The sequence below is a fragment of the Shewanella sp. MEBiC00475 genome (assembly GCF_005234075.1).
GTDB lineage: Bacteria > Pseudomonadota > Gammaproteobacteria > Enterobacterales > Shewanellaceae > Shewanella > Shewanella polaris.
Map to the genome: position 1 here is coordinate 4,008,174 of NZ_CP039928.1, position 14,209 is coordinate 4,022,382.

The 14,209-nt window shown below is 40.7% G+C and carries 7 protein-coding genes; 5 read left to right on the forward strand and 2 right to left on the reverse strand.

What is annotated here, in order from left to right:
* Nucleotides 1-46: 46 nt before the first annotated feature.
* Together FCN25_RS17780 and FCN25_RS17785 are read right to left on the reverse strand one after the other, a co-directional pair.
* Nucleotides 47-3,970, reverse strand: a complete 3,924-nt coding sequence (locus FCN25_RS17780) for a translocation/assembly module TamB domain-containing protein (RefSeq protein WP_137226730.1) — start codon at nt 3,968-3,970, stop codon at nt 47-49.
* The gene (locus FCN25_RS17785; RefSeq protein WP_137227466.1) at nt 3,967-5,757 is read right to left on the reverse strand and encodes an autotransporter assembly complex family protein; all 1,791 of its coding nucleotides are present in this window, start codon (nt 5,755-5,757) and stop codon (nt 3,967-3,969) included. The genes FCN25_RS17780 and FCN25_RS17785 overlap by 4 nt, the downstream gene beginning before the upstream one ends.
* Before the next feature lie 188 nt (nt 5,758-5,945).
* Between FCN25_RS17785 and FCN25_RS17790 the strand changes: the two genes are divergently transcribed.
* From FCN25_RS17790 to hrpA, 5 genes are all read left to right on the forward strand, one after another.
* Nucleotides 5,946-6,980, forward strand: a complete 1,035-nt coding sequence (locus tag FCN25_RS17790; protein ID WP_137226731.1) for an isoaspartyl peptidase/L-asparaginase family protein — start codon at nt 5,946-5,948, stop codon at nt 6,978-6,980.
* A 155-nt stretch (nt 6,981-7,135) separates the two neighbouring features.
* Nucleotides 7,136-8,092: an IS1595 family transposase gene (locus FCN25_RS17795; RefSeq protein ID WP_137222035.1), complete on the forward strand. Its 957-nt coding sequence runs from the start codon at nt 7,136-7,138 to the stop codon at nt 8,090-8,092.
* 66 nt (nt 8,093-8,158) lie between these two features.
* Nucleotides 8,159-9,538, forward strand: coding sequence for an RNA-guided endonuclease TnpB family protein (locus FCN25_RS17800; protein ID WP_137226732.1), 1,380 nt, complete (start codon nt 8,159-8,161; stop codon nt 9,536-9,538).
* 223 nt (nt 9,539-9,761) lie between these two features.
* Nucleotides 9,762-10,178: a CBS domain-containing protein gene (locus FCN25_RS17805; RefSeq protein ID WP_137226733.1), complete on the forward strand. Its 417-nt coding sequence runs from the start codon at nt 9,762-9,764 to the stop codon at nt 10,176-10,178.
* Nucleotides 10,179-10,255: 77 nt separating this feature from the next.
* Entirely contained in the window at nt 10,256-14,131 is a 3,876-nt protein-coding gene (hrpA, locus tag FCN25_RS17810; protein ID WP_137226734.1) for an ATP-dependent RNA helicase HrpA, read from the forward strand.
* Nucleotides 14,132-14,209: the final 78 nt, after the last annotated feature.

The window sequence follows — 14,209 nt, forward strand, 5'->3', positions numbered from 1 at the left end:
AAGGGCGCTTTTTTTGTGGCTGAATTTTATTCTGAATAATAAAAAACTACTCGATTTCGAAGCTATAGTAGATATCCAGTGATTGACTTAAGGTGCTCGACACGCTTTCTAAATACAATTGTGAAAACAAATAATATCGCACTGTCATTTCATAACCTGGGTTGAATACTCCCACACCATACTTAACCATCAAGTCTTCGCCAATATAACCACTCACAGCCACTTTACCATCATCATTGGTATCAAGCTGTACGTTGGAAAAACCAAACCGCTCAATCAATCCTGATGCGGTGTTGCCAATGCTATTCATTGCTCCACCATCAAATTGTGAACCTAAACTGAGTGCCGCTCCCATCATTAATGAATTGCTTTGTTGGTTAGTTGTGCTGCTAAATCCTTTACCGGTCAAAATATAAGAGAGTATTTCAGCTTGTTCTTTCACTGGACTAGAGAATAAAGTCACAATTGGACGCATTGGGGTTCCGGTGACTCGAACACCTGCTGTTACGTCGCTGTCTTTAATCTCTCTAGTCGCTTCTATATTTAGATTAGGTAATGAAATTGGGCCAATAAATTGGACTTCACCGGTATCAATACTTAAGGTTTGTCCCATAAACTTATAAGTACCCTTGGTAACTTTGATATCACCAAATAGCATGGGGGGCTTAAAAGCTTGTTGTTGTAATACTAGATCACCTTCTAGCTTACCTTTAAGACCCATACCGTCAATGGTAAGGTTTTTACCGACATTGATGTTGAGATCAGCCGTAACAGCGTAAGGGCTGGTTTTAACGGTTTGTTCAGATACTGAATCGTTAAATACCACATCGTTTGATATCGCAACGCCTCCCTCAGCTAATTGAATAATTTTTATTTGGCCAGATGGAACGTTTACTTTGCCTTTTATTGCCAACAGTTGCTCATTAAAGGTGATATTAATATCTGGAGAAACATCCAATATTGCCATTGGTGGTTGAATCACCGCTAAATTATTGCCTTTAATATCAATATCACCGCTAAATTTTCCTTGTGGCCAAGCAAGTGTTCCTTGAGTACTTACTTGCCCATCACCCATATGCCATTGTCCATTAAGTTGTCCTTGCTGGCCTTCAAGTGCAAGTGACAAGTAGAGTTTATCGATGAGTGTAGGGTTTGTTGATAAAGCAAATGCACCGTCGCTGAGCTTGATATTACCCGATAGGCTTGGGTCCATAAGAGTTCCGGAGACTATTAATCGACTGGATAGAATGCCTTCTAAGGTTTCTAGCTTAGGGAAGAACTCTCCAAAAGGGGCCAGATTGAGATCATTAACATTGATGGTACCTTGTAAGGTTCGATCGGGAGTGATGTTGACACTCAATTGACTTTGCCAGCTGGCGATGCCGGATGAATTAAAACTTAATGAACTATTAATTTGTTTTTCATCAAGGGAGGCTTGTAATAGTAATTGCTGGTAGTCAATGCTAATGGTGTTGTTTTTGGTACGGCTTAGCTTAATATTGCCTGGTAAAAGAGTAAATTGAACATTGGCTGTCGGCTTTTTACCTTTAGCCCAATTAACTTGGCTGGTTAATGCCGCTTCACCACTCCAAGTAATTTTTTTAGACAAAATGGGTGCTAATAATTGTCCTGGGTTACCAGAGAAATTTATATTGGCTTGGCCGGTATTGCCCAAATTAACATCCTTGACTAAACATAATTTATTATGTGGATGTACTAAGCAGAAGTGACTCACGCTACCACGGCTATTGAGCTGATCCCAACTGGCTGTAATTGGGTTATCTTGCTGCCATTTTCCAAGAGCATTACTAATACTGAGCTCTGTTAGTGTGGCATCAAACTGTTGTTTATCAATATTACTATGACTGGTCATTTGTGTATTGATAACCACATCACCTTGGGTGTTGAGTTTACTTTGTTGTTGCTGTTGGTTTCCATCACTGATGAATACGATATCTGTAAGTTTATAGCTGTCCCACACGAGATTATTTGTGTGCAGCTCGGCTTTATATTGATGTTGGGAATAAGGGCGGTAATTGCCGTGTAAGTCGAGGCTGTCGATTTTGCCACCTTGGTAACTAAACTTACTGATTTGTGCATTAAGATCAACGATTGGATCAGCACTATTCCCCGTTACGTTAACTTTGGCAAAAATATTACCTTGGCCACCATTTAGCCACTGACTAACATCGGGAACGCTTAATTCGACATTGATGTTCCAAGCTTTATCTGCTTGACCATTGATAATGAGCTGAGCTCCTAGCGCGTTTGCCTGAAGGTTGTTAGCGTTAATAGCAATGTCTTGATTTAAAGAAATATCACCTTGTAAATTTAGCGGATAACCATTTAAACGCCCCGTTAAGTTTGCCTCTTGAATGGCCACTTGCCATTGTTTATTCGCTAGGGTGCCACTGCTATTAAAGTGGCCGCTAAATTTACTTTGAATGGGGTTTTGCTGATTAATATAATCGATATATTGCAACTGAATATTATCGGTAAGCACACTGGTTTGCCAGGTTATGTCATCTTGATATGACAGTTCTCCAGTGAGATCTAGATTTCCTGCAATTGACTTTACATTCAGTTTGTTGATACTCAGTTTTTGCTTACGGTTAACGACATCAGCAATAATAGCTAAAGTAGGGTGATACGGCGTTGTGAGTTGCCCTTCAAACTGTGCTTCTTGGTTCTTAATATCTCCTTTACTGGCAAAACGACTGATGTTGCTAGTATATTGCGGATTTTTTAATGGCCACTGTAACGCCGCGTCGGTAATCGTTACTTGGTAATTGAGTTCTGGTGTGGTGAGATTGATTTCAGCATCAAGCTTAAAATAATTATCGCCTTTAGCAATGGCGTTGATATTTAATTTGCTCAAATCTTGGGTAAGATCAACACTAAGTTGTTGCTGTTGAAGACCCGGTAATTCAGGCAGGTTTTCGATATTGGCGACTAATTTTAAGGTGACAGGGTAATGATCTTGAAACGCAATATCACCGATAACACTTACATCACCATCGTCATGTTGAATAGTTAATTGGGTTATTCCAAGTTGAAACTGGTGAAAACTGGCGGCTAAACCAATATGACTAAAATGGTCGCTACGTTGACCTATCGTAAGCTGAGTTTCAGTGGCATTAAATTGTTTTACATTAATAGGAAAAGGCATAAAAACCTGTGGCAAGTTAGCCAGCGGCCATACGTTTTTATCGGTATCACCAGATCGATTAATCGCTTTATTATCTTGTTGATTTATTTGGCTTGTAGTCGATGCCGTTGTGCCTGTTGCTTCGGTCGTTATAGGAATACTAACTACTAATCCTTGGCTTGTAAGTGATTCAACTACAAGGCCAGTGTTATTCCATATAGCTTGAGTCATTAACTTGTCGGCATGAAATTTCATGCTATTCACAGCAACATTAACCTGTGCTAATTGGGCCTTGCTGAGACTAATGTTGATGGGTAATTCAAGCTCTGTTAAAAGATCTTCGCTTTGGTTTGTGTCACTAACGTTTGCTGAGGTTGGAATATCATCTGTGACAATATTTACATCAATCTTTGATGCGCTTAAATTTGTGACACAAATCTGTTGATTAATGAGACACCTTGGCAGCCAACCTAGTGTTAAATCATCAGCATTAACGCTAATGCCTGGCATTGACCAAGACAAGTGATGCAGGGTGAGATCGCCATTTAAGGTGCCTGAAGCATATTCAACCTCGATATCACTAACAAATTGGTTGGCTAGCATCACGCCTATTTTACTGCCAAATGGAGTGCCAATAATGACAGCAAACAACATCAATAATGCCAAAGGGACGTAGATGAGTATTCGAGTATAAAGCTTAAAATGCCGCCAAATCTTTGCCGATAAGCTTGTTGAAATGTTGGCCTTTTCGTCACTTGAATCGAGCTGTGGCTGTAACTCGGTATCTTGCTGATTTTTCTTGTCAGTATTTTTATGTATCATAAATCAGTCCCCATGGTTAAATGGAAACGATATGAACGTGCAACGGTCTCGGTTTCTTTTAAGCCAAAACCTAAGTCCATGCGAATGGGGCCAATGGGTGAGATCCAATGTACACCACCGCCAACAGATACCACTGGTTCAAATTGTTGTGTATCAAAAGCATTACCAGCATCGACAAAAGTGGCCACTCGCCAAGTCGGGGTAAGATAATATTGATATTCTATACTGCCAATAGCCAAATAACGTCCACCAACAACTTGCCGAGATAAGCCTCCGTCGTCGTTGGTATAGTCTATATAAGGCCCTAACTCTTGATAACTATAACCTCGTATACTTTGGTCACCACCGGCAAAATAACGTAGTGATGGTGGAATATAATCAATATCATTTTTATCGGCAATATTGGCTGCTAAATCAATTCTGGCGACAAAACGGTGTTTATCAAATAAGGTCTCTATCCATTTAAATCGGGCTTGTAAACGAGCAAGTCGAATGGTCGACCCTAAGGAAGGATCTGCATATTCAATACTGTATGTCTGACGGTAACCAGACTTGGGATCGAGCGTGTTGTCACCTCGAACTGTTTTGGTCAGGTTATAGCTTAATAAATAAAAGCGTGGATCATAGTCAGTATCCAGTTGAGTATAAAACTCTCTCATTGATTCAATTGAATAACCATGTAGCCAATTATTTTTAGATCGTCTTTGGCGAGTTAAGCCGATTAAGTACTTTTTAGACTCTAGCTGGCCTGTATTACTAAATTCACGTTTGTCGGCATCATAATCTTGAGTAACGCCATAGGTGTCACGTAATAATCCTAGTTTTATTTTCAACTGGTCATCCAAAGGGTGGGTCAATGGGATGGTATAAGTGGTTAATATTTTGGGTCTTTCAGGCGACCATTCGGCACTGGTTTCTTGATAATGACCATAGCTATTTATTTGTGGCGTGCGCCATGTAACGCGCACTCGAGGGTCTACTGCGTTTTCGGTGCTATTGCCAATATCAGCACCTAAACCGACATCAATAAGATGACTAGGACGTGGACTCAACTCTACTTTAATGGGTACTAAGCCTGTATCTATCTTGTCTAACTGAGGTAATACTTTGATATTGCTAAAGTAACCAGTATCTAATAAATTGCGATTAAACTCAGTGAGTTGTTGTGTCGCGTAAGGGGCGTCTGCATCAAAAGGGATTAAGGACTCGAGAAGATCGTCGTGTAGTGTACTGCCTTCAAAATCGACATGGCCGAATAAATAGCGTTTCCCCGAATCAAACTGCAAATTAATTTGAGCGGTATTTAAGTCACGGTTAATACTAATTTCAGCTTTAGTGTATTGGCCATCAAAATAACCACGCGCAAGCGCTAATGTTACCAGTTGTGATTTAATTAAATCATATACCCCGTGGTTTAAGGTGTCGCCGGGTTTGACTTTTAAACGATTAAGCCACAACGAAAAGGTATCGTCTTCCAGCATCTCACCTTGGAAACGAATATCTATCCATTGAATAATTACAGGGTCGCTTGGGGTGATATTGAGGCTTAACTCCCAAGGGCCATTATCATTTTCTTTAACATCGACATCTAAAATACCATGGTAATAGCCCATGGATTCAAGTGCATCTTGGGTGTTATCGTCCACGGTAAATAAGAAAGCTCGACGCTGAACCTCGTTTTCTGGCAACGTGCCTAAATGAGCAAAAATATTCTTTTCAATTTTTTTGTTAACGCCCGAAACCTTAATCGTTAACCAATTATTATCAGCCAGCACAAAGCCTGACATCATTAATGTCAACGAAAGTAATATAAACTGACTAAATTTAAGGCATTTTGTAGACAAGTTAAGCTATCTTTTCCAAAATTGATGATAATGTCTATTGTCGCTACAAAGCATAAAAGTCGCAATGATATGATTGAAATGACAAGTAGAAATAGTGATAAAGATAAACCACTTTAAAGGACTTAACTAACATGAATAAAGTATATTTAACGATTGCGCTCTGTTTAAGCCTCACATCGACTGTCAATTTTGCTGCTGATGATAAACCGTTTGCTATTGCAATCCATGGTGGTGCAGGCACTATTTCAGAAGCTAGTTTAAGTCCTGAGTTACAACAAAATCTTCGCGACAAGCTTAAGCAGGCTGTGGATACAGGATATAAGGTGTTGGATAACGGTGGTGACAGTCTCGATGCCGTTCAAGCTGCAATAAATGTATTAGAGAATAGCCCGCTATTTAATGCTGGGGTCGGTGCTGTTTATACCTTTGATGGTGGCCACGAGTTAGATTCTTCTATAATGGATGGCAACACCATGAATGCGGGTGCTGTGGCTGGGGTTAAACATATTAAAAACCCAATTGATTTAGCGCGAAAGGTGATGGATAAGTCACCCCATGTGATGCTTTACGGACAAGGGGCGGAAGAGTTTGCGTTAACACAACAATTTAGCTTGGTGGCTAACAGTCACTTTGATACCCCACATCGTTATGCGCAATTGTTAGATGCTAAAGCGAGTATTATTAAAGCCGAGCAAAATAACGGCGGTGATTATCAAGCATCAGTTGAACAATTACCCGCTAATTATAAATACGGCACGGTAGGCGCTGTAGCACTTGATAAACAAGGTAACCTTGCTGCTGGAACGTCAACCGGAGGCATGACAGCAAAACGTTTTGGTCGTATTGGTGATTCCCCTGTTATTGGTGCCGGGACCTATGCTGAAAATGGCGTTTGTGCTGTATCCGCGACAGGTCACGGTGAGTATTTTATTCGTTATAAGGTGGCGGGTGACATATGTGCGAAAGTGAAATACCAACTGTTATCGATTATTCAAGCCGCTGATGAAGTCATTAACCAACGCTTGCTCTCGGCGGGTGGAACGGGTGGGGTCATAGCCATAGACGAACGAGGTAATATAGCTACACCATTCAATACCGAAGGTATGTATCGTGCAACACGAAGCAAAGGCCAACAGGCGAATATTATGATCTGGCGTGACAAGTAAGTTTTAGCCGCTTTGAACAAGTGCTCGATTCAATCTCGCTTGCTTTAGCTGCGAGTCAAGTCGAGCGATGTTGGCTTTACTATTCATGTCATTATCATGATGCTGTATATAATTAAGGGCTATCCATTTAGCGCCACCAGTGTCAATATGTAGTGATGAAAACTTCATCGTATTTATTAAAAGCGGGTGTAGATTACCCTACAAGTTGGGGCGAATTTGTTGATTGGTTTCATGATGAACAATCCTGCATTAGCTACCTTTACAAACTTCGTTGGCCAAACGGATTCATATGCCCAAGCTGTTCAAGCCATCAATCACCTTATCAGTTAAGTAATGGCAAGTTAAAATGTCATGCTTGCCGTTCTCAGTGTTCAGTAACATCAAGTACACTTTTTGACAAAACAAGAACCCCCATGAAAAGTTGGTTTGCTGCCGTCTGGTTTATTACAAATCAAAAAAATGGGGTCAGCGCTCTTGGAGTTCATAGGTTATTAGGTCTTGGGAGTTATCAAACCGCTTGGTCATTAATGCACAAGTTAAGGCATGCCATGGTTGATCCTGAAAGGGATAAACTGTCCGGCATCGTAGAGGTTGACGAAACACTAATAGGTGGCGTCGTTCCCCAATCATCTATTAAAAATCAACAGGGTAAGCGTAAGGCTGTAGTTTTGGTCGCTGTTGAGCTGCTATCACCCTCTGGATTTGGCCGGATACGTTTAAGGCTAGTGGAAAGTGCAACCAAAGAACATATCCATCAATTCATTCAAGATGTAATTGAACCTGGTAGTACAATTTGTAGTGATGGCTCTCAAGCATACAAACAAATAGACAAGAAAGGATATAAGCATAACCGAATAGTGCATTTAGGTTCATCTGTACCTGCACATGAAACAATGGCTGGGGTACATCGAGTCTCATCATTATGTAAAAGATGGCTTTTAGGTACATATCAAGGCGCGGTAAAGGCTAAGCAACTTGATTATTATTTAGATGAGTTTACATTTCGCTTCAATAGAAGAAAGTCAGATTCTCGGGGATTATTATTCTACAGGTTGCTTGAACAAGCAGTGCGTTCTAAGCCGATAACGTACCAATCAATTAAAAATCGATAACCACAACATATAGTGGTTGGTTGTGCTAAGTGGATAGCCCTTATATAATTACAGTATAAGGCAAGTATGCTAACTGGCATCAAATTACGTGCTAACCCAACATCTAATCAAAAGCTGATATTAAGTCAGTGGATGGGTTGTGCTCGATTAATTTGGAATGCCAAGGTTGATGAAGAAAGGTATTTCCGCACTTTTGCAAGAAAGTATCATTCGATTGGCACGTATGCTCCTATTGATCAGAAAGCATCGCAGTTTAAATCGAAAGAGCTAACGCCTTGGTTATCAGCCTGTCCTAGTCAGATTATCCGCAATAGTGCCGTCAACTGGTATCAGACTTATCAGAAGTTCATGAAAGGCGCGTGCGGTCGCCCTAAGCGCAAACCCAAAACAGACCGAGGCAGTATTTATCTTACTTGTGAAGTCTTTCGATTTGACCGTTGTGAAGATGGCAATATTAGGCTGTTTATTGGCACGAAGACCAATAATATTGGCTATTTATCGTTTAAAGCGCACAGTAAATTCAAAATCCCAAATTCACTTTATGTGCGTAAAGAACGCGGCCAATATACGGTGTCTTTCTGTTATGAGAATGGAAAGAGCGAGGTTGAGCTATCGAGCAATGCAGAGCATTTGGCGTTCCTGCAATGCTCAACAAAAGAGTATTTGGAAGAACACACTATCGGTGTTGACCGAGGTGTTGCTATTCCTGTTCACGCAGGCTTAATGACGTTCGATTTTTCTGATAACCAGAAAAATCACATGACTAAAGCCGAACGCTACATTAAGCGATTACAGCGTCGATTAGCCAAGCAGACAAAAGGCTCTAATCACAGAAACAAGACCAAGCATCGTATTGCTACACATCACGCCAAAAAGGCCAATATCCGCAACGATTTCGCTCATAAAACAAGTCGCTCGTTAGTCGATAGCAACGCTAAGATTATTGTGTTTGAGGCGCTACGCATCTCAAACATGACCAAAAAGCCCAAAGCCAAACAGAATGAAAGCGGTCAATTTATTTCTAACAAAGCCAAGCAAAAAGCAGGATTAAATAAAGCCATCCTGAATGTAGGCTGGCACGTTATCGAAACCTATACAAAATACAAGGCTAACCAGGCAGGCAAAGTCGTATGTAAAGTAAGCCCAGCTTATACCAGTCAGGAGTGCGCCAAGTGCGATTACACTCACCCCGACAACCGTAAATCACAAGAACCCTTTGTGTGCGGTAAATGTGGCAATACTGACAATGCAGATCACAATGCATCATTGGTGATTAAGAAAAGGGCAATTAATCTGATTTTAGACACTGGAACGGTGTTGTCTGATGAAGGTGTTTTACGCCTAAAATCAGATAGTGGACGTGGAGGGAACCGTAAGTCGAGCAGAGCCAAAAGCTCCACTCGCAGCACCCTGCGAAGCGTCAAAAAAGAAAAGTTAGCAGCTTAGGCTGTTATATTGGAAGCTCGCTGCTTTAGTTGCGAGTAGTTCACTTAAGCATTGTTAATACTATTGCCAAATACAGTAGGTTAATACAATCGGTTTTATTATCTATCCATTGGACCATTATTGACTAGACTTAATCAAGTGAGTACTCATAGGTTGATTCATTATGAATTGAATAACGAGTTTTACTTAGCACGTTGTCAATTAGCGTGCATTTGGGGGAAATATGGATTCAATTAAAATTAAAGATTATATGGATAGACGTCCAATACTTTTAACCGCTGAGATGTCGCTGGCAATTGCTGTTGAAAAATTACTTGAAAGTAATAAAAATGGCGCGCCAGTGATTGATCCTTTTGGCAAGCTTGTCGGCTTTTTGTCGCAACAAGATTGTTTATCAGTAATGTTAAAAAGTAGCTACCATTGCGATATGACAAGTACCGTACACGATTGCATGAAAAGCCCTGTTTTGACGGTCTCGCCGGATGACAGCATTTTAGAACTCGCTGAACAAATGTTGGGTGCAAAGCCGAAAATTTATCCGGTATTAAAAGAGGGGAAAGTCATTGGTACCATAAATCGCACCAATGTGCTTAAGGCGATGAATATTTACATGCAGCAGTGTTACTTATCTCCAGCTTAACAATCGTTAAAATCAATACCATTATACTGTTTTCCTTGCTAGGATCGCTTTTTTCGATGTAAGCAAGGGAACCAGTTTTGAATTCGGACCTTCACCCGCTATCTAAGGCATATCTCAATCTTTGTTATCAAACCGATGCAGCTAAAATTCGCCGTCGTTTGTATCGTGTTAATAAAGAAGCTGAGTCTGAAAAAAAATCCCAAACGTTAGCGCAGTTAACCGAAGCTGCCCAGCGAGCCTATGCGAAAGCGCAACAGCGCTTACACTCTAGACCCACCATCAGTTACCCTGATGAACTTCCTGTGTCACAAAAGCGTGATGATATTGCCTCTGCCATTGCCAATAATCAAGTGGTAATTGTGGCGGGTGAAACAGGCTCGGGTAAAACAACCCAGTTACCTAAAATTTGTCTTGAACTGGGTTTAGGTACTCGAGGTTTAATTGGCCATACTCAACCTCGTCGTCTTGCCGCTCGAAGTGTTGCGAATCGTATAGCCGAAGAACTTAACAGCCCATTAGGTGAAGTTGTTGGCTTTAAAGTTCGATTTGCTGATGCCATGAGTGACAACAGTTACATTAAATTGATGACTGACGGTATTTTGCTGGCTGAACTTACCTCAGATCGATTTCTCAACCAGTATGATGCCATTATTATTGATGAGGCACATGAACGTAGCTTAAACATTGATTTTATATTGGGGTACCTTAAACAGGTATTAAAGAAACGACCTGACTTAAAAGTGATTATTACTTCGGCTACCATTGATGTAGATCGTTTTTCAAAACACTTTAATAACGCGCCTGTTATTGAAGTGTCTGGGCGTACTTTTGAAGTTGAAACTCGTTATCGTCCTTTAGTGCGTGATACTGATGAAGATTTAGATGTCAGTGATGGTATTTTTGCCGCCGTAGATGAGTTAATGGCTGCGGGGCCTGGCGATATATTGATATTTATGAATGGCGAGCGCGAAATTCGCGATACCGCAGATTTACTTAATAAACAGCAATATCGCGATACTGAAATTTTACCTCTTTACGCGCGTCTTTCTTATGGTGAACAATCTAAGGTCTTTAAAAGCCATATTGGTCGCCGTATTGTATTGGCCACCAACGTTGCCGAAACGTCATTAACCGTGCCTGGGATCCGTTATGTTATTGACCCTGGTACCGCACGCATAAGCCGTTATAGTTACCGTACCAAAGTACAGCGTTTACCGATAGAACCTATCTCACAAGCCAGTGCTAATCAGCGTCAAGGACGTTGTGGGCGTGTTGGTCCGGGTATTTGTATTCGACTATACGATGAAATGGATTTTATTCAGCGCCCCGAATTTACAGATCCTGAAATTTTGCGTACCAATCTAGCTTCTGTCATTTTACACATGTTGTCGATTGGATTAGGCGATATAGCTGGATTTCCATTTATTCAGCCACCGGATCAAAAACACATTAGAGACGGTTTTTTATTGCTTGAAGAGTTGCAAGCTGTGAAAAAATCTCGTGATGAATTAGTCCTAACTCCATTAGGCAAAGATCTATCTAAAATCCCACTTGATCCGCGTTTGGCTAGAATGGTCATTGAAGCGAATCAATTAGGTTGTCTACATGAAGCATTAGTTATTACTGCTGGTTTGTCGATTCAAGACCCACGAGAACGTCCCGCAGAAAAGAAACAAGCGGCCGACGAGTGCCATCGTCGTTATGCTGATAAAGACTCTGATTTCGCCAGTTGGGTTAAATTATGGGACCACGTTAAAGATCAAAAACGAGAGTTGTCAGCCAGTCAATTTAGAAAACAATGTCGCGATGAATATTTAGCCTATTTACGAGTACGCGAATGGCAAGATCTGTATACCCAAGTGAAACAAGCTGTACATGAATTGAAATGGCGTATTAATGACAGTGCTGCCAGTTACGACCAGTTGCATAAAGCATTATTGTCAGGCTTGCTAAGTCATGTTGGTTTTAAAGGTGAAAACAACGAATATTTAGGGGCACGAAACCGCAAGTTTTTTGTATTTCCTGGATCGCCATTAGCTAAGAAAGGTCCTAAGTGGATTATGGCCGCTGAGTTAACTGAAACTTCACGGTTATTTGCTCGTTGCTGCGCTAAAATTGAGCCTGAATGGTTAGAGCTACTAGCCGCGCATTTAGTGAAAAAGAATTATCTTGAACCTCATTTTGAAGCCAAAGCAGGCAGCGTTATTGCACTTGAAAATCAGGTGCTTTATGGCTTAACCATAGTCAACCGCCGTCGAGTGCAATATGGTCCTATCGATGCCGTAGAAGCCCGTGAAATATTTATCCGTAGCGCCTTAGCAGAAGGGCAGTTGCAAACAAAAGAAGCTTTTTTTGTTAACAACCAAAAGTTACTTAATGATATCGAGTCTTTAGAGCATAAATCTCGTCGACGCGATATTTTGGTCGATGAACAAGTTCTAGTGGACTTTTACGAACCATTGGTGCCCGAAGGGATTTATAACGCACCATTGTTTTTTGCATGGTGGAAAAAAGCCCGTCAACAAACCCCTGATTTACTCGATTACAGCCAAGCATTATTAATGCAGCGCAGTGCCGATCATATTTCGGCTTTAGACTTTCCCGAAGTATGGCATAAAGGGAATTTGGCTTTAACAGTTAGTTATCACTTTGAACCTGGTAATTCGGATGATGGTGTATCGGTGCACATTCCGGTGGCACTTATCAATCAAATTGACGACAGTGATTTTGATTGGTTAGTACCAGGATTACGAGAAGAAAAGTTAATCGCATTGATTAAGTCTTTGCCAAAAAACTTACGGCGCAATTTTGTACCTGCTCCTGACTATGCCCGGGCATGTTATCAAGCAATGAAGCCGTTTGAGTTATCAATGCTTGATTCCATGTGTAAACAATTGCTGCGCATGAGTGGTGTGCGTATTTCTGCTGATGATTTTGATTTAACTCAATTAACAGAACATCTTAAGATGAACTTTAAGATTGAAGATGATCAAGGTCGTTTAGTTGCACAAGGCCGTGATTTAGAACTGTTAAAAGGTCAATTGCAAGGTGTTGTCGCCAAAGCAATCCGTAAAGTCGCAGACAAAGGTATTGAACAACAGGCCATCACTACGTGGTCATTCGGTGATTTACCCGCTCAATATCAGCAGCGTAAAGGTAACTACGAAGTTAAAGCATATCCGGCATTAATTGACAACAAAACCGATGTGGCGATTAAGTTATTTGATGATGAACATGAAGCAACACGACATCATCGAGTCGGTCTACGCAGATTGTTATTGATTAATATTCCCTCGCCAGTGAAGCACTTGCAGCAAGCATTGCCTAATAAAGCTAAGCTTGCGATGTACTTTAATCCTTTTGGACAAGTACAGATATTAATTGAAGATATTATTAATGCAGCAGTACAGCAGTTGCTAGATCAAAAGCAATTAGATATTCGTAACGAACAACAATTCGAGCAAGCAAAAGAGTGGGTTCGCCAAGAACTCAATCCTACTGCGGAAATTCTTGCATTGAACGTAGAGAAAGTTTTGACCATTTATCAACGAATTAAAAAACGTTTAAAAGGAAAAATTAGCTTTGATATTGCGTTTGCGATGAGTGATATTCAAACTCAGCTGGATAGCCTAGTTTATAAAGGATTTGTCGAAGACTGTGGCTGGCAACGATTAACTGACGTAGCCCGTTATTTAAAAGCTATTGAGAATAGACTGGAAAAGCTGCCAATTGATCCCACGCGCGATAGATTACATATGCACAGTATTGCTAAAGTTCAAGAGGCGTTAACCGCTCAATTAGCCAAAGTGCCACGTTCGCAACCGATCCCTGAAGCATTGATTGAAGCCCGCTGGATGATAGAAGAGTATCGGGTGTCATGCTTTGCTCAAGTACTTGGCACCGCTTATCCGATTTCAGAAAAAAGAGTGTTGAATCATATTAGCCAAGTATAATTTTAAACAATTGTGTTAATGCATAAAGACATAACTTAAACCGATATTACTTAGTTAATATCGGTTTTTATTTTATGC